The organism is Variimorphobacter sp. HTMS_6 (assembly GCF_059717775.1).
The window spans coordinates 2,833,246-2,860,197 of sequence record NZ_AP046094.1; the positions used below are offsets into that span (position 1 = coordinate 2,833,246).

Annotated in this window: 21 protein-coding genes; 9 read left to right on the forward strand and 12 right to left on the reverse strand. The window is 37.2% G+C overall.

Going from position 1 to position 26,952, the window contains the following annotated elements; all coding sequences use genetic code 11:
* The first annotated feature begins 70 nt into the window (after positions 1-70).
* From AC6IWN_RS12870 to AC6IWN_RS12885, 4 genes are all read left to right on the forward strand, one after another.
* Positions 71-1,240 (forward strand): iron-containing alcohol dehydrogenase, encoded by a 1,170-nt coding sequence (locus AC6IWN_RS12870; protein ID WP_497987814.1) that lies wholly within the window; start codon positions 71-73, stop codon positions 1,238-1,240.
* Between the two features lie 111 nt (positions 1,241-1,351).
* The gene (locus AC6IWN_RS12875) at positions 1,352-2,269 is read left to right on the forward strand and encodes an aldo/keto reductase (RefSeq protein WP_497987815.1); all 918 of its coding nucleotides are present in this window, start codon (positions 1,352-1,354) and stop codon (positions 2,267-2,269) included.
* 88 nt (positions 2,270-2,357) lie between these two features.
* Positions 2,358-3,377 carry an SDR family oxidoreductase gene (locus AC6IWN_RS12880; RefSeq protein WP_497987816.1) on the forward strand — a complete coding sequence of 340 codons (1,020 nt, stop codon included), beginning with the start codon at positions 2,358-2,360 and terminating at the stop codon, positions 3,375-3,377.
* Between the two features lie 69 nt (positions 3,378-3,446).
* Complete coding sequence (locus AC6IWN_RS12885; RefSeq protein ID WP_497987817.1) at positions 3,447-4,061, forward strand: class I SAM-dependent methyltransferase; 615 nt, start codon at positions 3,447-3,449, stop codon at positions 4,059-4,061.
* A gap of 204 nt (positions 4,062-4,265) precedes the next feature.
* Here the strand turns inward: AC6IWN_RS12885 and AC6IWN_RS12890 are convergent, their stop codons facing one another.
* From AC6IWN_RS12890 to AC6IWN_RS12915, 6 genes are all read right to left on the reverse strand, one after another.
* Complete coding sequence (locus AC6IWN_RS12890; RefSeq protein ID WP_497987818.1) at positions 4,266-5,279, reverse strand: aldo/keto reductase family protein; 1,014 nt, start codon at positions 5,277-5,279, stop codon at positions 4,266-4,268.
* A 30-nt stretch (positions 5,280-5,309) separates the two neighbouring features.
* On the reverse strand, positions 5,310-6,242 hold the full coding sequence (pfkB, locus tag AC6IWN_RS12895; RefSeq protein ID WP_497987819.1) for a 1-phosphofructokinase: 933 nt from the start codon (positions 6,240-6,242) through the stop codon (positions 5,310-5,312).
* A gap of 73 nt (positions 6,243-6,315) precedes the next feature.
* Positions 6,316-7,365, reverse strand: coding sequence for a galactitol-1-phosphate 5-dehydrogenase (locus tag AC6IWN_RS12900; RefSeq protein WP_497987820.1), 1,050 nt, complete (start codon positions 7,363-7,365; stop codon positions 6,316-6,318).
* Between the two features lie 5 nt (positions 7,366-7,370).
* The gene (xylB, locus tag AC6IWN_RS12905) at positions 7,371-8,882 is read right to left on the reverse strand and encodes a xylulokinase (RefSeq protein WP_497987821.1); all 1,512 of its coding nucleotides are present in this window, start codon (positions 8,880-8,882) and stop codon (positions 7,371-7,373) included.
* Positions 8,883-8,948: 66 nt separating this feature from the next.
* A complete protein-coding gene (locus tag AC6IWN_RS12910) occupies positions 8,949-9,959 on the reverse strand; it encodes a LacI family DNA-binding transcriptional regulator (RefSeq protein WP_497987822.1) in 1,011 nt (336 codons plus the stop codon).
* Between the two features lie 32 nt (positions 9,960-9,991).
* The gene (locus tag AC6IWN_RS12915; RefSeq protein ID WP_497987823.1) at positions 9,992-10,846 is read right to left on the reverse strand and encodes a class II fructose-bisphosphate aldolase; all 855 of its coding nucleotides are present in this window, start codon (positions 10,844-10,846) and stop codon (positions 9,992-9,994) included.
* Positions 10,847-11,024: 178 nt separating this feature from the next.
* Here AC6IWN_RS12915 and AC6IWN_RS12920 point away from each other — a divergent pair, with 178 nt between their 5' ends.
* Positions 11,025-11,906: an aldose 1-epimerase family protein gene (locus AC6IWN_RS12920; protein WP_497987824.1), complete on the forward strand. Its 882-nt coding sequence runs from the start codon at positions 11,025-11,027 to the stop codon at positions 11,904-11,906.
* 87 nt (positions 11,907-11,993) lie between these two features.
* Entirely contained in the window at positions 11,994-12,428 is a 435-nt protein-coding gene (locus AC6IWN_RS12925; protein WP_497987825.1) for an RbsD/FucU family protein, read from the forward strand.
* A gap of 153 nt (positions 12,429-12,581) precedes the next feature.
* On the opposite strand, the gene AC6IWN_RS12930 is transcribed toward AC6IWN_RS12925, so the two are convergent.
* Positions 12,582-14,591 carry an alpha-L-fucosidase gene (locus tag AC6IWN_RS12930; protein WP_497987826.1) on the reverse strand — a complete coding sequence of 670 codons (2,010 nt, stop codon included), beginning with the start codon at positions 14,589-14,591 and terminating at the stop codon, positions 12,582-12,584.
* A 183-nt stretch (positions 14,592-14,774) separates the two neighbouring features.
* Between AC6IWN_RS12930 and AC6IWN_RS12935 the strand changes: the two genes are divergently transcribed.
* On the forward strand, positions 14,775-15,686 hold the full coding sequence (locus tag AC6IWN_RS12935; RefSeq protein WP_497987827.1) for an AraC family transcriptional regulator: 912 nt from the start codon (positions 14,775-14,777) through the stop codon (positions 15,684-15,686).
* 201 nt (positions 15,687-15,887) lie between these two features.
* On the opposite strand, the gene AC6IWN_RS12940 is transcribed toward AC6IWN_RS12935, so the two are convergent.
* The 5 genes from AC6IWN_RS12940 to AC6IWN_RS12960 all read right to left on the reverse strand — a co-directional run bounded on the left by AC6IWN_RS12940 (position 15,888) and on the right by AC6IWN_RS12960 (position 23,820).
* The gene (locus tag AC6IWN_RS12940) at positions 15,888-18,263 is read right to left on the reverse strand and encodes a glycoside hydrolase family 31 protein (protein ID WP_497987828.1); all 2,376 of its coding nucleotides are present in this window, start codon (positions 18,261-18,263) and stop codon (positions 15,888-15,890) included.
* 138 nt (positions 18,264-18,401) lie between these two features.
* Entirely contained in the window at positions 18,402-20,588 is a 2,187-nt protein-coding gene (locus AC6IWN_RS12945) for a methyl-accepting chemotaxis protein (protein ID WP_497987829.1), read from the reverse strand.
* 98 nt (positions 20,589-20,686) lie between these two features.
* Positions 20,687-21,508, reverse strand: coding sequence for a carbohydrate ABC transporter permease (locus AC6IWN_RS12950; RefSeq protein WP_497987830.1), 822 nt, complete (start codon positions 21,506-21,508; stop codon positions 20,687-20,689).
* A complete protein-coding gene (locus AC6IWN_RS12955) occupies positions 21,508-22,386 on the reverse strand; it encodes a carbohydrate ABC transporter permease (RefSeq protein ID WP_497987831.1) in 879 nt (292 codons plus the stop codon). Before AC6IWN_RS12955 ends, AC6IWN_RS12950 begins: the two co-directional genes overlap by 1 nt.
* A gap of 84 nt (positions 22,387-22,470) precedes the next feature.
* The gene (locus AC6IWN_RS12960; RefSeq protein WP_497987832.1) at positions 22,471-23,820 is read right to left on the reverse strand and encodes an ABC transporter substrate-binding protein; all 1,350 of its coding nucleotides are present in this window, start codon (positions 23,818-23,820) and stop codon (positions 22,471-22,473) included.
* A 493-nt stretch (positions 23,821-24,313) separates the two neighbouring features.
* Here AC6IWN_RS12960 and AC6IWN_RS12965 point away from each other — a divergent pair, with 493 nt between their 5' ends.
* On the forward strand, positions 24,314-26,146 hold the full coding sequence (locus AC6IWN_RS12965; RefSeq protein ID WP_497987833.1) for a cache domain-containing sensor histidine kinase: 1,833 nt from the start codon (positions 24,314-24,316) through the stop codon (positions 26,144-26,146).
* The gene (locus AC6IWN_RS12970; protein ID WP_497987834.1) at positions 26,139-26,912 is read left to right on the forward strand and encodes a response regulator transcription factor; all 774 of its coding nucleotides are present in this window, start codon (positions 26,139-26,141) and stop codon (positions 26,910-26,912) included. The genes AC6IWN_RS12965 and AC6IWN_RS12970 overlap by 8 nt, the downstream gene beginning before the upstream one ends.
* Positions 26,913-26,952 lie beyond the last annotated feature (40 nt).

A 26,952-nucleotide genomic window follows, 5' to 3' on the forward strand; every position in this document is an offset into this window, starting at 1 on the left:
TTGCTTGACTTTGAGTCAACTCTAAGGGATATAGTTGATTTAGTTAAAGAATTGAAAGGAGTATTGTATTATGAATTTTAATTATTTTATTCCAACAAAAATATTATTTGGAAATGGAAAACTGAATGAACTCCATAAGGAGAATTTACCGGGGAAAAAGGCTTTAATTGTTATTTCTTCCGGCAAATCCATGAGAGCAAACGGATACTTACAAAAAGTAGAAGAACAACTACGCTTAGGCGGCATACAATCCGTAGTATTTGATAAAATATTGCCAAATCCTATAAAAAGTCATGTTATGGAAGGTGCAGCACTGGCGAAACAGGAAAACTGTGATTTTGTAGTTGGGCTAGGTGGCGGAAGCAGTATTGACGCAGCAAAATCCATTGCTGTTATGGCGACGAATGAAGGTGACTATTGGGACTATGTTGGAGGTGGCAGCGGAAAAGGACTTCCTGTACCAAATGATCCCCTACCGATTGTAGCCATTACGACCACCGCAGGTACCGGTACCGAAGCTGATCCCTGGACCGTAATTACCAAGGATGACACAAACGAAAAGATTGGTTTCGGGAATGCCAAAACCTTCCCTGTCTTATCCATTGTCGATCCTGAACTTATGTTAACGGTACCCCCACATTTAACCGCTTATCAGGGCTTTGATGCTCTATTCCATAGTACCGAGGGTTATATTAACATAACAGCGAATACAATGAGTGATCTATACAGTTTGAAGGCAATTGAATTGTTAGCGAAGAATCTAGCAGACGCAGTGAAGGATGGTTCAAATCTTAAGGCCAGAGAAAATGTTGCACTTGGTAACACCTTAGCAGGTATGGTTGAATCCACCTCCGGTTGTACCTCCGAACATTCCCTTGAGCATGCGATGAGTGCTTTCCATCCTGATTTACCTCACGGAGCAGGTCTAATTATGATTAGCAAAGAGTACTTTACCTTCTTTGCGAAGAAGAAGGTATGCGATGCTCGTATGATCGATATGGCAAAAGCTATGGGTCGGGAAAATGCCAATGATCCGATGGATTTCGTGGAGGCACTAGTAGATTTACAAAAGGCATGTAATGTGCATGAGCTTAAGATGTCTGATTACGGCATTACCAAGGAGGAGATTCCTACCTTAGCGAAAAATGCATTTGAGACCATGGGCGGTTTATTCGAAGTAGATCCTGCCCCGGTATCTCTAGAGGATTGTATCGCAATCTACGAAGCATCCTACCGTTAAACATTATCCATCTTTGATAACTAAGTAATTATAATCATCAACATTTAATAGAAAATATAGGCTAAATATTTATGAAGTCACGCCTTGAGAATAGTGAAAGGACTATATAATATGAAAAAAATACCTTTTGGTAAAAGTGGACTTTCGGTGCCGAACATTGCAGTCGGCTGCATGAGAATTAATAGTATTGAGCCTCAGAGGGCTGAAGCTTTCGTACAAAAATCATTGGAACTGGGCGCTAATTTCTTTGACCATGCGGATGTGTATGGTGGGGGTGAATGTGAGAAAATATTTGCAGATGCAATTCATATGTCACCCCAGGTACGTGAAAACATCATCCTTCAGTCTAAATGCGGTATCCGCCCCGGCATGTTTGATTTTTCAAAAGATCATATCCTAGCTTCTGTCGACGGGATCTTAAAAAGATTACAGACCGACTATCTGGATGTACTTTTGCTACACAGACCGGATGCTTTAGTTGAGCCTGAGGAAGTGGCTGCAGCATTTGATGAACTTGAAACCTCAGGCAAGGTTCGTCACTTTGGTGTGTCAAACCAAAAGCCAATGCAGATTATGCTATTACAAAAGTTTGTAAAGCAATCCATTGTGGCAAATCAACTACAGCTAAGTATAACCAATGCAACCATGATCGGTAATGGTCTAGAGGTGAATATGCTTACGGATAATGCAATCGATCGTGATGGAAGTATTCTTGATTATTGCAGAGTTCATGACATTACCATTCAACCTTGGTCTCCGTTCCAATATGGCTTCTTTGAGGGAGTATTTCTGGATAATGATAAATTCCCTGCGCTTAATAAAACCGTAAATCAAATAGCAGAAAAATATAATGTTACCAATACTACTATTGCAATTGCTTGGCTCCTTCGTCATCCCGCTAATATGCAGCCGGTTATCGGAACGATGAATCAGAAACGCTTGGAGGAAATCTGCAAGGCATCTGATATCTATCTGACAAAGGAAGAATGGTATCAGATTTACATTTCAGCGGGAAACAAATTACCGTAAAACGAATCCGCAGTATTTAAAACCAGCATAGATGATACCATTGTATTGGTAAAGAAATCTATGACTCGATATACGAGGAGCGTAACATATGAAAATATTATTCATAGGCGGAACAGGAATTATCAGTACCGCTATTACAAATCAAATACTTGAAAACTCTAATCATCAGCTCTATTTGATCAACCGTGGCAATCGTAATGACATGCTATCCGATCAAGTAAACCTGATTCAGGCGGATATAAATAATGAAGAGGACGTAGCATCCAAAATAAAAGATATGCATTTTGATGTGGTTGCAGATTTTATTGCTTTTGTTCCCTCACAACTAGAACGGGATTACCGTTTATTCCAAGGGAGAACCAAACAATTTATATTCATCAGTTCAGCCTCCGCTTATCAAAAGCCGTTGAGCGACTATAGAATAACGGAAGGAACCCCTCTCTCCAATCCTTATTGGGAATATTCAAGAAATAAAATTGCCTGCGAGGATTTTCTTATGAAAATGTATCGTGAGAATGGCTTCCCTGTGACTATTATCAGACCAAGCCACACCTATGATGAACGTTCCGTTCCACTTGGGGTTCATGGCGATAACGGTAGCTGGCAGGTAATCAAGAGAATGAAAGAGGGTAAGCCGGTAATTATCCACGGTGACGGAACCTCCCTGTGGACCATGACGCACAATAGCGATTTTGCGAAAGGTTTTATTGGATTAATGGGTAATCTTCATGCAATCGGCGAGGCAGTTCAAATCACCTCAGATGAGTCCTTGACCTGGAATCAGATTTACAAATGCCTTGCTGATAGCCTAGGAGTAGAGTTTAAGCCCTACTATGTATCTTCAGACTTCTTAGATGCAGTTGGCAAATATGATTTTAAAGGCGGGCTAATCGGTGATAAATCAAACTCCGTTGTCTTTGATAATAGCAAATTAAAACGCCTCGTTCCCTCTTTCGTCGCTACTACACGATTTGATGAAGGTATTGCGCAGACGCTTCGTTATGTTCTAACTCACGAAGAATGTCAACAACCGGATGAGGAGTTTGACTTATGGTGTGATCGTATTATTGAAGCGTTAGAAGATGCGAAGAGGAAATTAACACAGTAAATAAAATGATTATCAAAAGCCCTTTCATAAAGTATAATCATCAATATGTAACAGGAAGGATACACCCCAATGAATTTCAATCAAAAGGCTGTTATTTGGGATTCCATCGATCGAATTCAACGAGCGAAAAAAATAGCAGATGAAATAAATAATTCCATACCTCTTAAGAACAATTATCTGGCAATGGAATTTGGCTGTGGTACCGGATTAATCAGTTTTAATCTTATGAAACAGTTAATGCATATTACTCTAACTGACACGTCAGAAGGCATGATTGATGTACTGCATCAAAAAATCAGAGCAAATCATGCTACGAATATGGATGCGGTTTTAGGAGATGTTATTGAGCATCCGGAACTTATCCCGCAAAAACATGATTTGATTTATACATCCATGGTATTACATCACATTATAGATACTAAAACCACTTTACAAACTCTATATAATATGCTGAATGACCAGGGTTATATCTGTATTGTCGATCTTGTGGAGGAGGATGGCAGCTTTCATAAATCAGAGAATGATTTTAACGGACATGATGGATTTAATCAGCAAGATTTAGGTCAGCTATTAACAGATGTCGGCTTTCATGATGTAAGCTCCCATGTATTCTATTATGATATCAAAAGAATGGAGCATGGTGATGTTGATTATTCCCTTTTCATAATGGTAGGGAAAAAATAAGCTAAAATTAATAATAAGAAGATAAAAAAGACGCGTTACAATATAAATTCAAAATCATATTGTAACGCATCTTTCATGAATAATATCTTATAATCTTTAAATAAGTACAAGAATTAACCCAATATATTATTTTAGGGCTATTGCGGATAATCAAGCCTTTAAACGGGGAAGCTGATTAGCAATAGCCCCCTTACTAGCATAAAATTATTTTGTAATCGTTCCATCAAGATCCCATAGATCTTCCCAACCTTTTGCATCTTCCCATAGGAATACCTGACCTTTTATCAAACGATTATTTTTATCAATCGTTTTTAATATAGCCATCTCTTCATCGGTTAACGGATCCTCTGTGGTACATCTTAAATTGCTCGCATACTCATTTTCATGGATAGAGAACGGAATTGGAATTTGACCCCTTTGAACAGCCCACTTCAGGCAAATTACAGCTGGATGTACATTGTGCGCTTTTGCAATTTCAACTAATTCAGGCACTTGAATATCTGCAACATCATCTTCTGTTTTATCACGATCAGGTCTAGTAGGTGATCCGATTGGACAGAATCCGATCGGCTGAATCTCATGTGCTATACAGTAATCATATAATTCAGGCTGTTGGAAGCAAGGATGTAATTCCATTTCAATTGCTACCGGTTTAATCTTACACAGCGGAAGTACCGCTTCCAATTTAGGAATTGTCATATTAGACATACCTATGTACTTCACAAGACCCATCTCTACTAATCTTTCACATTGTCTCCAGGTTTTCATGAATTCCTCTACACTAAAAGGTTTTGAATCAGGGTTTCTGGAATCTCCATCACAGCCCGGTGCATGATAATTAGGAAATGGCCAATGAATAAAGAACAAATCTATATAATCTAAACGTAAATCGCTTAAGCTTTTTACACAAGAGAGTAATACATCCCCCTTGCCATGCATATTATTCCAAACTTTTGTGGTAATAAAAAGCTCTTCTCTTGTTACGGTACCTTTTTCAAAAGCAGCTTCAAATACTTTACCGATTAAATCTTCATTACCATAAACTGCAGCACAATCAAATAAACGATATCCTACTTCTATGGCACCTGCAACTGCTGCAGAAACCTGATCAGGGGTGAAGCGATCAGAACCGAAGGTTCCCATACCCATGGCCGGAATATAGTCCCCTGTATATAATTTTCTCTGTGGAACAGTTTTTGGATCAATAAATGCTGTCATAATGTGTTCTCCTTTACTTTGATATTATAATCACTGAATTTTTTGTACCTTTATATGTGGCAATAATTCTTCCATATCTTGTTTAATGAAGAATCCGGTTTCCATACGCATCGCATTTGCAGCAGAGATTGCACTTGCTAGCTTAATGATCTCTTCCATGGACATTCCTTTCGCGTAACCAACCGCAAAGCCGGCAATCATCGAATCTCCGCAACCTACCGTGTTGACTGCTTCAATCTTCGGCACAATTGCTCGGTACACACCTTCATTACAAACAATTAGGGATCCCTCAGAACCAAGGGAGATTACCACCACTTCAACACCTGCACTTTGAAGCGCTATTGCTGCTTCAATTAAATCTTCTTGGCTATCCAGTAATTTTCCTGTAAGCATTTGAATTTCATCCATATTAGGCTTTATCATATAAGGCTTTGCTGCAACGGACTCTTCCAACAACTTACCACTGGTATCTAGTATTACCTTTTTGCCATGCTGACCTGCCAATCGAATCATATCAATATATAAATCGCTGGTTACACCTTTGGGCACACTTCCTGATATTGCAACGATTGAACATCCTGGAAGCAATTCGATATATTTGTTTAGCATCTCTTCTTTATTTGAATCGGTTACAAATACGCCAGGCTCCAAAAATTCTGTCTGAGTAAGATTGGTTTCATCATATATATTAATGCAGGATCTGCTTTCTCCGCTGATATGAACGAAGTCACTCTTAATGTTCTGACCCTCCAGAACTTCTACGATATAGTGACCTGCATGACCTCCGACGAATCCGGTTGCGGTAACTTTCTCACCTGCAATCGTAGCAACGCGAGATACATTAAGTCCCTTGCCTCCGGCAGAGTAACTGCATTCCTTTACTCTACATACGCCACCGGTTTTAAACTCTTCCACTACATATCGTTTATCAATGGCTGCATTTAATGTGACTGTTAAAATCATATGTGTTTAATCCTTTCCATTGATATCCGGCATTCTCTGATCGGCAATAAGGATACCGGATCAATTCATGATCTTATTCTTCATTCACTAATAAGATCTTACCATTTACCGCGCCGGGTACCTTAAATAACTGGAAAGCCTCCTGAGCCTGACTCATAGGAAATCTATGTGCGATTAACCCTTCATCAAATTTCAGTTGCCCGGTTGCATAATAATGTGCGGTTAACTCCCACTCTTTGCCCGGGAATGGTGCACTATAAGACATCCAGGAACCAGTAAGCTTGAATTCTTTGCGGTTCATATTCTCCCACATCTTCTGCGTAAATTCTAAATTCACATGAGGTGTACCGATAAAGCATACATGCGCCTTATTTGCAGCAAGTTCAAAAGCCATATACATAGTTGGTGCTGCTCCTGCAGTCTCAAATACGTAATCATAACCTTTTCCATCCGTGAATTCCTTTGACTTATCCATAAAGCCATCTTCTTTTGTATTTACTGTTTCATCAGCTCCGAGTCGCTTAGCAAGTGCCAGTCTTTCATCATTGATGTCAAATACTACAACCTTCTTAGCACCAAAGATTTTAGCCCATTGCATCGTGAATAAGCCAATAGTTCCTCCACCTAGAATTGCTACTGTTTTGCCTCCCTGGTAATCATTTAAGAACAAACCGTGAAGCGCAACTGTGGATGGTTCAAACATTGCACCTTGTTCAAATGGTATACTTTTATCAAATACAACTGCATTTCGTTCCGGCAAAACAACATATTCCGCATTACTGCCTTGTTCTCTGGAACCGATAAAGCTGTAGTGTTTACACAAGGAATAATTACCGTTCTGGCAATCCTCACATTCCATACAAGGTAGAAGAGGCGCTCCTGATACTCTATCTCCAACTTTAACCTTTGTAACACCTTCACCAATCTCGACTACTTCTCCTGAGAATTCATGTCCTAATACGATTGGATAAAAGTGAACTCCATTTTCTAATACTCTGGGAATATCTGATCCGCAGATACCGGATACTTTTACCTTTACCTTAATGGTTCCCGGTGTGGTTACCGGTTCTTTGTAATCCTGATAACGTACGTCTTCATTTGCGCATACCACTGCTGCTTTCATGGTGCTTACCTCTCTTTCATGGTATTTTTTAAGTTGTTATATATCTCTTTGTATGTCTTATAATTTTTTTGATAAACTGCATGATGTTCCATATTGGGTTTATGATATCTCTTTACCTTTACCGTCAGCTCAACCGCTTCTTCAAAATCACGATACAACCCAACGCCCACACCGGCTAATATCGCGGCACCTAGGGTTGTAGCAGTATCCGAAGAAGGAACAGCTATTGTTTTGCCGGTAACATCCGCCTTGATCTGTGTCCATAACAGGGAATTGGCAGATCCACCCATTGCTCTCATCTCATTTACCATTGCTCCTGCTGCTTCTGCAATATCGAGATTATGCTTCAAAGAATATGCTACGCCTTCCATAACCGCTCTTACAAAATGTCCTTTTGTTTTGCTATAGTCAAGTCCGTAATAAACTCCCTTGGCATGAACATCCCATATTGGTGATCTCTCCCCTGCCATGTACGGAAGGAAAACCATACCATCGCATCCGGGATAAATTTTATCTGCTATCACATTTAGCTGTTCCAATGAGGATTTCCCTGATGTCTTTGCTTCTTCTCTTTCATAGTCCGCAAACTCTCTTTCAAACCATCTCATAGCCCCACCACCTCCGGTGGTACCTCCTTGAAGAAGCCATCGATCAGGGATTACATGAAAGCTTAAGATTAAGTTTGGATCTGCATTGTACTCGCCCATGCAGATGCTCATGCCACCGGCTTGCCCGCCCTGTTCTTGGGTCTGTGAAGGGTTTATCACTCCGGCTCCAAGTGTACCGCATGCAGCATCCAAGCCACCTGCTACCACCGGTGTACCTACGGACAATCCGGTTAACTTTGCCGCTTCCTCAGTAACATATCCAACAACCTTATGACAATCATAGATATCGGGAAGCAAACTCATTTCAATCCCAAGTCTTTCGCACATCTCTTCATTCCAGGTACCGGTACGCATATCAAAGCAATGAAAGCCATAACCTTGAGATTTATCCTGGCTAAATACTCCTGTTAATCGATGTACAATAAAGCTGTTTGATTGTAAAATCTTATATGTATTCTCATAAACCTGTGGTAGATTTTCTTTGTACCAAATAATCTTGGCTGTTGTATAGGATGGCTGGAGTGAGTTTCCTGCTAGTTTAAATATAGCCTCAGCACCAACTTCCTCATTCAATCTCTTGCAAATATCATCAGCTCTGGTGTCCATCCAAATCGGAGTATTGTGTAAAACTTTGCCTTCCTGATCAACTGCAATTGCCGACCAGCTTTGCCCATCGACACCCACTCCGGCAATCATCGTACCATCGATATTCGCTTTCTTTAATGTGGTACTCACTGTCTGATAAATTGCCTCCCACCATTCTTCCGGATTTTGCTCAGCATAGCTACGCTGAGGATAGTAAACCTGGTAATCTCCGTTACCGCTGGCAATTACTTCACCATCTCGATTAAATACAGCCACCTTACAAGCACTGGTTCCGATATCTATTCCAAGTAAATATTCTTTCACTTTCAACCTCCATAAAAGTCGTATCGTTTCGGTTTTTAGCTAAAAAACTGTATAAAACTATTGCTCTTACAGTTTCCTGATTGAATTACCTTCCTTAATGGCTGTTTGTAATTTAAGAACCTGAAATTCCCGTTCCTCTTCACTGTCATTTTCTTCAATTCGCTTTAAGATCAATTCCGCTACATTTTCAGCAATTTCTTTCATTGGTTGTGTAACGATCGTTAACTTAGGATTACATGCTCTGGCAAATTCCACATTATCAAATCCGATAACTGACAAATCGTCCGGTATTTTTATACCAAGCTCATTAATACCAATAACAGTTCCTAACGTCATTTCGTAATTCGCTACAAATACAGCGGTCATATCCTTATTGTTACTTACAAGATTTTTTACGCAATTCACACCGCCATCAATGGTATAATCACCATGAACGATGAACCTCTCTTCCGGTACGATACCTGCCTCCATTAATGCCAGGCGAAATCCGAGCATTCTTTCCTGCGCGGTAAAGATATCCTCCGGTCCTCCAATCATACCGATTCGGGTGTGGCCATTCTCAATTAATTTCTGTATCGCCTTTTTTACAGCAGTAAGATTATCCACCAGAACATAGTCACAGTCGATACCGTTTATCTTACGGTCAATCATAACAATTGGCTTATTCGACTTCTGAAACCAGCTAAGATGAGACCCGTCCGAGTTAACCGGCATATTAATAATACCATCCACTCTTTTTCGATATAAAAATTCTACTGCTCTCTTCTCCAAATCAGTATTCGTTCTGCAATCACATACGATTGTCGCATACCCATGATTTCTAAGAATATCCTCCATATATGTAATGATTTGAGTACAGAAGTTATTATTTAATTCCGGGATCACCACTCCGATGGTCTTGGTCTTATTTGTTTTTAAACCTCTTGCTACTTCATTCACCTCAAAATTCAATTCCTCTATCGCCGCTTCTATCTTCAACTTATTTTCAGCTCTTACATTTCCGCCATTCAGATAGGAAGATATCGTCGCTAATCCGAGTCCTGTATGTTTTGCTATATCCTTAATTGTAGATGCCATTGCGTAATTACCTACTTTCGATAAAATAAATATTATTTTATCACTTTATTATCACTACCGCAAACCAAAATACGATTTTTAACCAATTCTTTCAGCTTTTCCATTCCCGCTAACCCAAAGTTCTTCGGATCAAAGGTATCGTTTTTCGCTTTTAATAGATCTTTTATACCATCGGTGTATGCAACACGAAGTTCCGTAGCAAAATTCACCTTACAGATACCTCTCTTTACACATTCCCTAACTTCTTCATCACTTAATCCGGAAGCACCATGTAATACCAACGGAACTGACACTACTTTTCTGATTTCAGAAAGTCTCTCTCTATCCAGTACCGGAGTTCCGCTATAAAAACCATGTGCGGTACCGATTGCAATCGCAAGTGAATTAACACCTGTTCTTTCAACAAATTCCTTTGCTTCCATAGGATCGGTATTGGTATCCGCTTCCGCTTCCAAATCATCCTCTTTACCGCCAACCTTACCAAGCTCTGCTTCTACCGGAATTCCGTTTGGTGCAGCCACCTCAACAACCTTTTTGCTTAGTTTTATGTTTTCTTCAAAGGATTCGTGAGAACCATCGATCATAATTGATGTATATCCCTCTTTGATTGCTCTTACTGCAAGTGCAAAACTACTACCGTGATCCAGATGAAGTGCAACCGGAACAGATGCTTTTTTCGCTTCTGCACTTATGATAGCTGCAAATGTTTCTAATGAACCATATTTTACTGTGGATGGAGTTGTCTGAAGCATAACCGGCGCATTCAATTCCTCCGCGGCTGATAATACTGCTTTCACCATCTCCATATTTTCAACATTAAATGCTCCTACCGCGTATCCGCCTTTTTGAGCATTCAGTAACATTTTTTCCGATGTAACTAATGGCATATTTATTCCTCCTAAAAGATAATCCGAAACGTTTCTGTTTTCAACTTAATAATAATCCATTTTCATTCTATTGTCAATCGATAATATTTCAAATTTTACGCCGCCCAATTCTATTGACTTTTTGTCGATAAACCTATAATATTGGCTGTATAACGCAGAATTAAGAAAGGTGGTATACATGAATTATTTATTAGAAAATGAAAATCTCGTTATTCAGTTCTCCATACAAGGTGGCGGAATCGTTTCGATTAAAGACCGAAATGATATTGAATATTTATGGCAGGGAGACAGTAAGTATTGGTCGGGTCAAGCTCCTGTTATGTTTCCTATCTGTGGTAGCATCCGTGATAATCATGCGCAGATAGGCAATGATATGACATGCACTATGGATCGTCACGGAATCGTTAGAAAGCTAAACTTTGATTTTATACGAAAAACAGAGGATAGTATTACCTTTTCCATTCAATCGAATGAGGAATTAAAAGCAAAATATCCTTATGAGTTTGAATTGCAAATTACATATATCCTAAAGGATAAAACTTTAACCACTCTTTATCAGGTATTGAATCAAGATTCTATCCCAATGCCTTATTTTATCGGCGGTCATCCCGGCTTCAACTGCCCTCTTTTACCAAGCGAGAAGTTTGAAGATTACGTAATTGAATTTGAAAAGCAGGAATACGCAATGTGTCCGGAAGCAAATCCCTCTACTGGTCTTATTAACGTAAATAACCGTAGTTTAGTTTTAGAGAACGAATCTGTACTTCCACTTAAACATGAATATTTCAATGTAGATGCTCTGATCTTTGATCAGTTACGCTCTCGTTCGGCAAAGCTTGTAAATCCTAATACCGGTAGGGGAGTCAAAGTGGATTTCCCTGACTTTTCCTATTTAATTCTATGGTCCAGTGCTAACCAAGGTCCTTTCGTAGCTCTGGAGCCCTGGAGTGGCCTCTCTACCTGTAACGATGAATCCGATGTATTCGAAGAAAAACGTGGTGTTTCAATACTTCCCGCTAATCAAAGCAAAAAACATTCCTTTGATATCACAATTTTATAGTTTATGATTGACATTACATGTAATAAGCTTTATGATTGATATAACCGAAACGTTTCCGTTTTAAATATTTGAATGGAGGAAATAGATATGTTAAAAGGAATACCCTCAATTTTATCCCCCGAATTATTAAAGGTATTATGCGAAATGGGTCATACGGATGAACTTACAATAGGTGATGGCAACTTCCCGGGTCATACATATGGCAAAAAAGTAATTCGTCTAGACGGACATGGTGTTCCTGAGATTTTAGATGCCATTCTACAAGTATTTCCGCTTGATACCTATGTTAATAACCCAGTAACCCTAATGGGAGTTGTTAAGGGTGATGACGCCAAAACTCCGATTTGGGACGTTTATAAACATATCGTTGCAAAATACGACGATAGAGGCGCTGATTGTTTTGAAGAAATCGATAAATGGGATTTTTATGAGAAAACAAAAGAGAAATCAACCGTGGTTATTATGACCGGCGAAACAGCTATTTACGCAAACATCATTCTAAAAAAGGGTGTTGTTATTTAGTATATTGTGGATTATCCGCTAATTGGAAAATGCACAACCCCCCCGTCTAATTTATACAAGGCAAAAAGGGCAATTTTATTGCCCTTTTTGCCTTGTATTTTTACCCGGAATGAAGCTCTCTGAATATTAAGCTGATTGATTTTTATTTCATATTTAATGTACTAAATACCCTGATGTAATTTCTCCCATCCCAAACTCAGGGCCGCTCCAGCTTACTTTTAGCTCCCCAACCTGTCTGAAGCTGGTATATAGCACTTTTATCGGATAATAACCTGATTTTAGCTCAATCATGGTCTCTTCCGCTTTATAATCATGAGGCTCATCATTGTCAACAAGTAGTTTCCCACCAAGCAACAATACACTTCCATTAGTACTTTCCAGCTTAAAGGTATAAACACCCTCCACCGGTACATTAATATACCCCTCATAAGATAATGAATATCCTAAAGGAACCTCAGCCGGATTGACATTGATTGTCTCGAGTATACCTTTTTTTTCATATTTTATTATGGATGTGGACTCAATTAAAGCTGCAGTCTGGATGCCTCCCGTATAATACTTATATTCTATCCCTTTAACAAATTTTGTAGCGTCTGTAAGGACCGGATTAAATCCTGTTTGTATGCTATCTTTTACATCGTTTGTATCTTCCGGAAAATCACTAAGATAAAGCCCGAAGTTATTGATCATCGGATTATCCCAACTTCTCAGAATGTTAAACCGAACTCGATCTGTTGTGACTTGTTCGATACGTTTAATATTCTTATAGCCTATGGTTTTATAATGAACTAATTCCTTCCACTCATGCCCATTCCAAAATTCAAAGTTCCATTCTGCAATTCTTTGCCCTTCTCTAACATATTCCTGTAGCATAACATTGTCGAACGTCTTACTTTCTCCCAAATCTAAAGTAATAGAAGCCTTGCTGTTATTAACGTCCCATACTCCGTCGGTAGTCCAATATGTCATCTTATCATTATCTAATATTGTAGTTGCTTTATGATCCGAAATCTCACTGCTTGCAATAACGTTCGCTGTTGCTGCTAGATTAAAGCTGAATGTCCGACGGGTGAACTCTTTCAACAACATAAGGGCTTGTATCTGCTCTTCGGGTACTACCCCACTTCTGTCAGGACTGATATTCAGAAGCAGTACACCATTATTGCCGATGGAATTATAATACGTATCAATTAACTTGCTTAGACTTTTTACTTTTGATGTATCCGGGTTCCAGAACCATTGATTCAATATGGTAGTATTCACTTCCACCGGATACCATACAGCACCTACTGCATTTTGATAGTATTTTTCCTCCCCCAAATCCTGAAAGGTAGCATTTTCAGCTATCATCCTATCAAATACAGGCTGAACACTCCATTCATTGGCTCTGCTATTACCCTCTTCATTTCCAACCCAACGTACTGCTTTTCCTCTCCACTCAAGTTTGGCTTCACCTGCCTTGATTTCCTCCCATTTCTCCTCCGATGTAAACATATATGGGTCATACATCCTAAATACTGCATTAGGCTGAACCGACTCTATATAATCATACCAATCGTCCGGTTTATAGGTAGGAACTTTTTTCCATATCTCATAGTCACCGCAGGCACCATCAAACCATACTTCATTCACATCACCATATTGAGTCAGCAGTTCCTTCAGTTGTGCAAGAAAGTAATTGTTGTACTCTTCTGTATTCCATAAACCAAGATCTCTCTGATGCATATCCCATGGTGAGAGATAAACTCCAAGTTCAATTTGATTACTCTCGCAACTATTTTGCAGCAACTGTGCAATGTCTTGCTTAACCGGAGAGTTTTTCGTTGAATAATCTGTAGTATCGGTGAACCATTGGCAAAACCCATCGTGGTGTTTTAACGTGTGAATCGCCATTTTCATCCCTGCCCGAGAACATACATTTATCCATTGCGCTGGATTAATGTCTTTAGGGTTAAAATTGGAGGGGTCTTCACTCCCTGTTCCCCATTGTCTTCCGCTGAAGGTATTCGGTCCAAAATGTATAAACCCAATATATTCCTTTTCCATCCATGCAAGCTGAGCATCGCTTGGTTTGACGTGAGCCGCTTTTCTTAGCCTCTCTTCCAAAGTATCATTCGGTGAAAAGGTTACCACCCATGGACTTTCACTAATGTCTTGATTCATAATTATTCTCCTCTCTTAAATCACTACACCATATTGTACTTCAATTAATAGGATCCTTCTTAAACAAATTACTCTGGCATTAATTGATAAAATCATTTACAATGTAATTATATTGATTTTATCAAAGATATTCTTGCTCATTTTTGACTCATTATAATATTATATTGACATGCGAGGTGCTAAATGGAAAGTTTCCAAAAAGAAATGTATAAAGAGAAGGCGATTCGAGGTGAATCTCTGTTTCCGGTTGGTTTTTATCGAATTACCGACATACAATCCATTCAAATTCTTCCTTATCACTGGCATAAGGAATTTGAAATCATATATATGACAAAAGGAACCGCAATTTTTCAAATAGATGATGAGTGCTACGAATTGAAGGAAGGCCAAGCGATATTTATCAATGGTGGTAGACTCCATTCTGGGTTAACAGTAAATGATCACCCCTGCAGTTATGATGCGATTGTCTTTGATCTTGAGGACTTGGTTGATTTTTCTGACAAATGTATTGAATATTTAAAAGATATCAAAATGAACAAAATTATTATTAGAGTCTGCTATACCGGTGAAAATCTTTGGGAACTGGAGCTTTTGCATCATTTGAAAGAGATTTCTACCAGCCTCTATAAACAAGAGTATGGTTTCCATCTTGCAGTGAAAGGACGGCTTTTACTGTTGTTTTCGCTACTATTGGCCAATGGGGCTTATTCAACCAATGTTAAAGGGAATATCCCTTTGACTGAAAACGTTGAACGACTGAAAATAGTAATTCAATATATACAGGAACATTATCAGAACAAAATTACAATTGATGATTTAGCAGCGCAACTGAATATGAACCGCTATTATTTTTGCAGGTTCTTCAAAAAGGTTACCGGTATTACAGCGGTTGACTATATCAACAGCTATAGGACTGATCGCGCAGCTGCTCTTATTGAAACAACAAGCATTAGCATCATGGAAGCTGGAATGGAGGCTGGTTTTGACAATTTTAGTTATTTTATTAAAATTTTTAAACGTATCAAAAATTGCACACCCTCCGAATATAGGAAAATCCAAATCGGAAAGCATAATGAAGAAGACAGATCAGAATAAAAACCGGAGTTTTTGCTATAAAAAACCTTGGGTTTGCTATAAAAAAGAGGGTTCACCCATGCATATTTTAATGCAAGCCGTGTGAACCCTCTTTTGCTATTCGCTGTCTATTTATATGAATATCATTACTTTATAGTTGATTTTCTGTTACTAATTGATATCTGAACTCGTGAGCTTTTAATGAAGAGTATCTTATAATGTCTATCTTATAATATTTAACTTATAATCTCTCTCCTTCACCATTCCCTGATAGCTCCCTACTACATCTCCAAAACTCAGCTTTTGTTCAGTTTCAGACCAGGTCAACTTCGTAATTGCATATTCTCCATTCTCATAACGATAACTGTTACCTTCATCCTCATAAAGTTCAAATTCAGCATCCTTACCGGAATAAACACGTATCTCAATCGGCGCATCCGGTATCTCATCAACGTAATTCATAAACTCAGTCATTGGTAATATACTTCCTGCCTTGACGAATAACGGTATAATATCGATTGGTGCCTCTGCAGTGATTATCTGTCCGCCTTCATAATATTTATTTGTCCAGAAATCATACCAGTCTGCTCCCTCCGGAAGATAAACCTTACGTGATTTTAATGACTCCTCAATCGGCTTTGAATTCTTTTCATAATACATGGGTTGAGTAACAGGGCATACCATTAGGCAATCACCGAACAGGAACTGATCCTTAATTTCTCTGGCTGCTGAATCATCCGCAAAATCAAAGGCAAGCATTCGGAGCATAGTGTAATCGTCCTTCCATACTCTTGCTGCTATGGAATAGATATAAGGCATGAGTTCGTATCTCATATGATTTATTTTTATTAGTGCCTTATAAAATGGATCCTCTTGATCTCCAAAGTTCCATAACTCACGGCGAAAATCAGTTCCATGGCTTCGAAACATAGGGAGAAAGCATCCGTACTGGAACCACCTAGTAAATAATTCGCGATACCCTAGATCCTCATAACCCAACTCATAATCTCCGTTCCAGAACCACTGTACGCCTTTCTTTACGAAGAAAGCTCCAATATCCAGCGTCCAGTATGGAATACCACTTACACAGAAATTAAGTCCTGCCGCTATCTGTCTCTCCATCGTTTGCCAGTTTGCTGATATATCTCCGGACCAAAGAACCGTTCCATATCTTTGCTGACCTGTATAACCGTTACGAGTGAGATTGACTACTCTTTTTTCATCCGTGACTCCCCGCTGTCCCTCATACATAGTTCTTGCATGAAACAAACCATAAGAATTTGTTAATTCGGCAGGAATATACTGGCTGGCAGTATCATAAAACTCATGATACATGGTGCTTGCCTCCGGCTCACCCATATGATTCCATTCCGGCGTAAACGGCTCGCAGGAATCACACCACCAAGAATCTATTCCATGAGAAAACAGTCCCTTATTCGCTTGCTCCCAGTAAAGCTTTCTCCCCTCCTCAGTAAAAGGATCATATATACTACTACCCTGTAAAAGTAGCTTCTTTTTTTCAAATTCCTTGTAGTTATCACAATCATTACTCATATTCGGCCAGATAGAAATCATCAGATTCGCATGATTTTCATGTATCTCCTCCATCATAGCCGTGGGATCCTTAAAACGTATGTTATCAAAGGTCTTTTGTCCCCATAACTCCCCTTCCCAGGAGCGCCAGTCTAGCACAACGCAATCGAGACCAATTTCTCTGCTTCTGTAATTCTTAACAAGATCGATCATTTCAGTTGCACTCTCATATCTTTCTTGAGATTGTACAAAACCAAATGCCCATTTCGGCAACATAACCGCTTTGCCCGTTAGATATCGATATCCTTTGATTACTCCATCCATATGACCTCCATGGATAAAGTAAAAATCCATCTCCTCATCCGCTTGTGTATACAGATAGGAACCAAAATTAGTATCATTAAATATCATCGGTGAATAAGTATCTACCAGCAACCCATACCCCAGGCTGGATACCATTAGTGGTATTGTAATTTTCTTATTTGCCTGATGTAGGAAGGCAGTTGTCCCACGAAGATTCAGATACCCTTCCTCATGCTGTCCAAGTCCGTATAATGATTCCTCCGCCTGCCATTCGAGAAAAAGCCTGGTTCTATAAAGCTTCTTGTCAAATACTTTCGCAGCATCCTTTATCACTTCTTTAATACCGTCTGGCGTGACTACCTTTTCGATTTTCGTATTCTCATCGATTACTGTCTTGAACGAATCAAATTCCTCTAGATTTTTACTTTCATAATCTCTTTCCTTAAGAAGGAGTTTACCATTTTGGTCAAAATACTTAATGGATGCCGTGATTTTATTCAATATCAAACTAAGTTTTTCTGTTCTTAGTATAATTTCGTTTTCTGTTTCTTCATAATTCCAGCAACCATAAGCATCATTTGATACAATTCCCGGTTTCACCTGCTCGTTAAATGCATCTGCCAAGGTATAAACCACCCTAATGATATCCGCGGTTTTTGGTTCAAGCTTTATCATACCATGATTGGAATGCAGTATTAGTGCATCTTTTTTTCGTTCAACCCTGATGATTTTTCTTACTGACCTTTCAATTGCTTCTAACATAGTATCCTCCATCCATTAATTATAAACGATCTTATAAACGATACCTAATTTAGGGGTTCTACTGAATAGAACCCCTTTATCACACAAATTCTTTAAATTTCACTTATTTCTTTCCATTGATTTAACAAGGACAACAAATTAGTCTTCAGTAACAAATATATTGACTTTTTCCTCCAGAACATTCGAATCATGCCCCATCTCATCCACGGTCTGATTCAGAGCTTCTACAGCTCTCAGCTGTTCTCTGGCCGTTTCACTGAGCTGATCCATCGCTGCGGTCGTCTGCTCTGAAATCGCGGAAATCTCTTCAATTGCCGCTAAAGCATCTTCCTTTGCATTTTCAATTTCATTAATTCTTAATGTAATGTTGTCAAGAACCACCGATAATTGTTCCACATTATTATCAATATCATGAAAGATAATGATTGTATTGTTTAACGCATCCTCTCTTAGTGCCTCTTCATCCTGCGCCTGTCTTGCGGTTTTCACCGTAATTTGAGTCTGAGTTTGTATCTGCTTTATAATTTTTCCGATCCGTTCCGATTCTATCGAGGAACGATCCGCTAACTTTCTTATCTCATTAGCCACCACATTGAAGCCCTTTCCTTCTCTACCGGCTCTGGCAGCTTCAATGGAAGCATTTAATGAAAGTAAATTCGTCTGCTCCGATATCTCATTGATACTCTTTACGATATCCGAGATTGCACGAGATTTTTGCTCCAGATTTTCAATATTATTGATTACAGATTTCACAATTTCGGATGATTTTTTCGTTTTATTACCTAAATCATCAATGATTAATATACCTTTTCTGACCACTTCCTTGGTAGTATCCGCTGATCGTTTAATATACAGAGTATTCTCTGATACTTTACCAATCTGCTCAGAAAGATCCGACATTTGCAACAGACAACTTTCGGTTCCTTGTGATTGTGAATGAATACCTTCCTTAACTTCACCAACGGATGTAGTTATATTTTGTGTGGTATGCATAAGTATCTCAGCATTATCTGAAACCCCTACCGCCGATGAAGAAACCGTCTTGCTGACGATTGCCATATCCCGTATCAAACCCTTAATACTTTCCAATAATTGATTAATACCATTTCCTAACATAGAAAATTCATCTTTGCGTCTGATACTAACTTTATTTGTTAAATTGCCTGATGTACTTTTATCAAGCACCCCATTGATGGTCTTAATGGTATTGCTGATGCCATAGGATATCACCGATCCGAATATAATCGCAGTTACGCTTGCAATCAGAACAATGATTACAGTAAGGTTCTTCACTGCATCTGCCTGCTTCGTAATGATTCTTTGTGGAATCAATGCACACAGATAGCTGTCACTTTGTTTGACATAACTATAAAGAAAAAGATATTTCTGACTATTTACAACTACATTGTCAAAGCCGCTTTCCTTTTTCCCATTCCGTATCAGTTTTTTATAGTATTCCTGACCACTAAAATACTTTTTATTTAATGATGAATCACTCCGTATCTCTTTTCCGTCATTTGAAGCAAACGCCACTATACTCCCTTTTGGTAGCCCACTTCCCTTTAACGTATCGCTAATAAAATCCGTAGATACATCCAAAATGATATAACCAATCTTTTCGCTATTTCTATTATAGATATAGCTGACATTACTGATCGAATAATCACTATCCGTTATTGTAGTAACCCGATCCAGATAGGAATGTCCTCCAATCCATTGATTTTTAGCCTTTGAATCCATAAAACTTTTTCCTTCATCAGATAGGTTGAAGTCTTGATACAGCGAACTTGGGGATATTCCTTGGGTCAAGATCCCATTTCCATAACTGCCGAATATATAGATGTTTTTTATAATACTGTCAGATAAAATATTTGCATATACAAATTCCTGCAACTCTTTAAATTTCTTTTGCTCATCAACTAAATCATCTTTGTAATTTCCGGAATAATAATTTTTCAGTACACTATTTGTATTCAGTAGAATCGATTTATCCGAAACCATCTGAAGTCCGAGATCAATATAGCCTGCCATATTCTTCATATTGGATAACGTTGATGTCTTGTAGTTATTAACCAGAGCATCAGATGCTCTTAAGAATGATGTAGTCCCTAAAAAAATGATGAATCCTACCGGAATTAAAAATGCTCCAATCAGCTTTATATGAATTTTATTTAATTTACCAGCCTTACTTTTTATATTACCCGCCTTATTTTTTAAATCAACGGCTTTATTTTTTAATTCATTACTTTTTTTATTTTTCTTTAATCTCATTCTTAATACTTTTATTTTTTCTTCTGTTGCTTTTCTTAGTGTTGATAACATCATCGTTACCCCCTATTCGTCGTGTGTATGCCTGAATTAATATCCTAATTCATTATTAATTACAAGAATCCTCGCTGTCGATCATTTATATGATTTATGAATTATCCTTTTACAGCTCCTGCTGTCATTCCTGATACAATATACTTCTGTCCAAAAAGATAAATCAGAATAACAGGAATACTTGTCATTACAATATCTGCACAAATGAGATTCCAATCCTTGAAAAACATTCCAAAAAAGTTGTAGACGGACAAGGTCATCGGCCATTTTGCTGAGCTACTCAAAAAATAAAGAGGAGAGACAAATTCATTCCAATTATTTAAAAAGGTAAGAACAATAACAGTAGCAACTGCAGGCTTAAGCAGAGGGAATACAATCGAAATAAATAGCCTTATGGGCTTGCAGCCATCGATAATGCCTGCTTCGTCCAGTTCAGTAGGTATCTTAGATATAAAACTGTATAACAAGAATATGGAAAAAGGAATCTGCATTGCCGCATATAAAAGCACAATCCCAAGTCTCGTATTATTGAGGTGTAACATCATCATTACCTTCACTAACGCAACATAATTCATCGGCATCGTAATTCCAAGAACTATGAATAAATATATCACCTTACTCAGTTTTGTACGGTTTCTGGATAACACATAGGCTGCCATTGAAGAAAAAACGCAACAGATAACCACGCTTCCAACCGTATATATACTACTGTTAATAAATGATTGTAATAATTTCCCTTTCTCGATAACTACAGAAAAATTACTCCACTGTAAAGGGAACTGTGGGAAACTAAGATTCATGTCCGATGCATTAATACTAGTTTTTAAGGAATTGAACAAAATTAAAATCAACGGAGCCAGTGAAATAATTGATATTAACCAAGCAACCAGATTTCTTAATATTACATATAATTTTTTCTTCATCATTCCACCACCTCATCCTTTGTCATAATCCTTATCATAAAGATTCCAATTACCACCATAAATAAAAACATGACTGTAGAAAGTGCCGTTCCAACAGCATATTGCCCTGTACCAAATTTTTTAAATACTGCGGTGTATAAAACTTCAGTTGTTGTTTTTCCTGGACCGCCATTAGTCAAAGCATATATCATATCAAATATCTTGAGACCATAAATCACATTCAAAACTGTTGTAGTAGCTAATGTCGGAAGTAATAATGGTAAGGTAATATAACGAAACTTTTGAAAACCGTTAGCACCATCGATGCCGGCCGCCTCATAGTATGTAACGGATATAGACAGTATACCGGCAATTAATATTGTCATGATATAACCGGTTCCTCTCCAGATATCAACTGCCATTACCGAACCAAAGGCAAGTTCAGAAGTTACAAGCCATTTACCCGCAAGAAAACCGAGTCCTATAGAACGTAAAAAAGTATTTAATAGCCCTCCCGACGGATCAAGAATAGACTTGAATATCATACCAATAATCAAGGTTGACAAAACCGAAGGCATGAACATAATTCCTCTATGAAAATTTAAAAACTTAATTGATTTCGTAAGTAATAAAGCTAAAATAAGGCCTAATACATTTTTTAATACAGTAGTGATTAGTGTAAACTTTAACGTATTACCGATTATATTCATATAATTTTCATCTGATGAGAATACCAGTTTGAAATTATCTAATCCAACAAAATGTAACTTATCCGAATATGCAGACCAATCCGTAAAAGAATATGCGATTCCTATCAGACTGGGAATTACAAATAAAACGACATATAACAAAAGAGCACCAAATACAAAATAGATAGGGTAGACTTTGTTCTTATTCATTGTCAAAATTCCTCCTGTTTATTAAATAAGGCCGTCTTTGATAACAATTAAGACAGCCTCATTACTACCTATAACTACCTATAACTACTTAGCCCAAGCTGAATCTTTTGCCGCTGTAGCCTGTTCAGTTCTAGTTTTGTCAATAGCAGCTAATACTTCATCTGGTTTCATTTCACCTAACAACAATGCTGACATATTCTTTCCAATATCCATCCACTGTGGATTTACATATTTTACAGCTGTTTGAAGTACTGTTTTCTGGTTCGGATATCTGTTATAGAAATCCTTGATGGTATCTGTATACTTAGTTGGAGCATTTACATATGGCAACTTATTAAACTTCGCAACGTTATCTGTCATATATTTCAAACTATCAGCAGAAGCCATAAACTCTAAATATTTCTTAGCTGCTTCGGCATTCTTACTTCCTGAAAAGATAAAGCGGGACGGTCCGGACGGATTTACATTCAAAGTCTGGTTATCTGCCAAAGGAATTACAAAATATCCGATGTCATCTGCACTGAACTTAGAGTCAACCTTGTTTACCTCAGTACCAAACCCTTGATTAGCAAGTGTCATTACATATTTACCTGATGCAATATTCTTAGCCGAATCCGCATAGGTATTTGACATGTAGTTATCACCCCAGTATCCTGCATCTACCATCTCTTTAACCTGAGTTAAGATTAATTTCATTGTAGGATCCTGTGCAAGAGTGGTTTTATTATTATTTAAATTGTCAAAAAGACCGGGTGTAGCTACTTCAGCCTCTACTGCAGCTTCAGGTAACCAAAGAACATGATGCCATCCGTCGGAAACACATTCATAAATCGGAGTCTTTTTTGCAGCAACGATTTTATCACATATTTGTTTAAATTCTGCGTAATTCTTAGGAATTGAAAGTCCTAATTCACTAAATATCTTCTTGTTATATGCAACAGCCCATACAGCTGATAAATCTTGTGTTGGCTGTCCATATAATTTTCCATTCACCGAAAGTTCTGTAGCAGCTAATGGATCAACATCCTTAGCCCAACTTTCACTGGATAAATCAACCGCATTTTTTTCTACATTATATTGTGTCACAATATCGAATCTACCGCTTTGACCACCAAAAATATCAGTACATTCGCCAGTATTCAGCTTTGTCATCAATAAACTGTTATACTGATCCGATGGCACAATCTGATAATCAATCTTGATACCAGTCTGTTCTGTAAATTTCTTGCCCAACTCTATTTCAGCATCTTGTACCCAGTCCTGACTTGCCATAAAAGATAGTGTGATATCCTGTTTCTTAGTATCAGTAGGCGCTTTTGTTGCGTTGTCTCCTCCTTTAGTTTCTTCTGTTGCCCCCTTGGAACCACATGCCACAAGTAAGAATGTCATGGTTGCCGCCAACCCTAAAGTCAGCACTTTTCTCCAAATTTTCATAAAACCTTCCTTTCTTGTCCTCCAATATCAATTTAGCATTATGTCTAATAAATTCTTGTAATAAATTTATTTTTATAAATTATTGACATATTAATGCTATGTCTTAATTATAGTGATCAAAGCTTGTTGTTGGAATGTATAATTTGTGCATTGTATATGTAATAATTTCACCTTATAGAAACACAGGTAATAGTCTAATTTACTAAAAGCTGAAAATGAATACAATCATCTTTGTTTAGAATCTGACCTTTCAGTAAAAGACATTTAATACCTATTAATTTTGATCGAAAGTAAACAAAATTTTATTCCCTGCTGGTTTGTTAAGCATTATGTCTATTATTTGTACCTAATCTTATTTCCTTTTATACATTATTGACATTTGAATGCTATGATAATATTATAGATGTTGACTTCTCGGATTGAAATATATGATTTGAGTTATGTATATGTAATAATTCTACCTAATTAGCAAATATAGAGAGGGCTTCAATTAATGAAAAGATCACCAAAAACCAAAAGTATTCAATCCACCCTATTTGTTACTTATTTTTATATATTATTTAGTGTTTTACTATGTTTAATGTCCTTTTTTATTATTTCAGAAACAAAAAAAATAGAGAAAAATGCTTACTTACAACTTACGCAAAATACGGATACAATTTCAACATATGTTGATGAAGAAGCAAAAACATTAGATACCGTAGCACAAAACATCTCTTATTCCAACTTAATTAAAGAACGTTTTTCAACTTATGTAAATAATGTTGAAAATCAAACATCACCAACCAAAATTTCAGATTATAATAATATTCAAAATACAAAAGTGCTTATTGATATGCTGACCGCCATATTAGGTCCAAAACAACCTGTCGCGCAAATTTACTTATATTCGCTCGATAAAGGAGTATTTGGTGTGGGTCTTGATACGTCAACATCCAAAAACACAGCTAAAAATTTTCCATGGTATGATAAATTTATGTCATCTGAGCATTATAAATTATTAACCTGTGATACAGATAGTCGACTTAAAAACTTTTACTCTTATAAAAATGGCTCCTCCTTTATTTCCATGTACGAAATGTATTATAATTCTTACAATAACCCGCAGGGTATTATTGAGGTTAAAAATCCGATTTCTTTATTAAATAAAAAAGTCAAAAAAATCATTAGCTCCTATAACGAATCAATTTACATATATGATTCAAACGGTAATTTAATTTATCCCGAATTTTCCAGTTACGAAAATTCAAGTTATTACACTTCAATAATCTCACAACCAAAATCGAGTGATAGTAAAGTTCTTAATTACAAATATGATAATAACACCTATATATTTTACAAAACCTCAGAATACACAGACTTTACGGTTGCCACTGTTGTTAAAAATAAAGATTTGTTTAAACCTATCAGTGAATATGTAAAAGCTAATGTGATCATGCTTGCTATAATTACTATTGTTTTGCTTTTGGTTTCGTTTTTAGCTGCACGGATTATAACCATACCCATTACAAAAATATACAAACAAGTTCACTCTTTCAAATTAAATACAACAAATACTAATGAAAACTTTCCTAATATTGATACTCATATTATTGAATTCAACACTCTTTATGACGCATTAGTTACAATGCAAAAAAAAGCGCAACGATCTATGGAACGAGAAATCACCTTACAAAATCAAGAAATGCAATCTCGTATGCTTGCTTTACAGTCACAAATGAACCCACATTTTTTATATAATTCATTAGCCGCTATTCAGTCCATGGCCGATGAGAATATGAATACTGAGATCCAATTAATGTGCCAAAATATTTCGAGTATACTTCGTTACATTTCTTCCGATAAGGAATTATTGGTTCCACTACAGTTAGAAATAAATCACACCGTTGATTATTTAAAATGTATGAAAATAAGATATGACGACGACCTAGTTTATGAAATTTCCATTCCCGATGAAATGTTAGGCATAAAAATTCCAAAACTTTGCATGCAGCTTATCGTAGAAAATTCCATTAAATTCACAACAAAATCAGTAAAACCACCATGGAAAGTCACTATACGCGGCACTATAACAAAATCCTATTGGGAGCTCGCCATTTCAGATAATGGAATGGGATTTAGTGACTCTGAAATCGAAAACTTGAACGAAAAAATCGATATAATAAACAAAACCGGGTTACTACCTAATTTAGAGATAAGTGGTATGGGACTTATGAACATCTATATACGATTTAAAATTTTATATAAGGGAAGTCATATTTTTCGCATAACTAATTTGGCACAAGGTGGCGCGTTGTTAACAATAGGAGGAAAATTGGATGAATGATAAAAAGTTTTTTTCTGTTGTAGTCGTTGAAGACGAGAAATTATTAGCCAAGAATATTGCAAGAAAAATCGAACAAGCTAATAATAATTTTAAAGTTATTGGTATTGTTAATAATGGTGAAGATGCATTAAGTTTCATAAAGGAACAAACTCCCAATGTAATTTTTACTGATATTCAGATGCCAATCTTGGACGGAATCCAACTAATTAAGCAAATTTCTGAATTTAATAACTATATAAAATGTGTTGTATTAAGTGGTCATGATGATTTTTCCTATGCTAAATCAGCCATTGAATACGGTGTGTTCTCATACTTGCTTAAACCCATAAACTCAGACGAATTGACCAGTTTACTAAAAAGACTGGAACTTACATTTCTTTCTTCTCATGAGATGTTTGCAGCTAATCAGGATCCATCAGTTCACAGTTCAGAAGAAATTGCAGAGTTAATCAAAAAATATATTGAACAAAATTATCAAAAACCAATTGACCTAAATTTAATTGCCGACCATTTTTCATTTTCTCCGTCCTATTTGACCAAAATATTTGTGAAACATACGAATATTACTCCCTCAAAGTATATTATGAACTATCGAATCAATATAGCAAAACAGCTTTTCCATGATAATTCATTAACAATAAATATGGTTGCAAATATGGTGGGTTATACTGACCCTTTTCACTTTAGTAAAACTTTTAAGCAATGTGTCGGAATCAGCCCTGCCAGTTACAGGGAAGAACTAGGTAAAAATAATAAGGAAAGGTAATAATTTTTGATTAGTGTAAATCAAATAATACGGAGTTAGC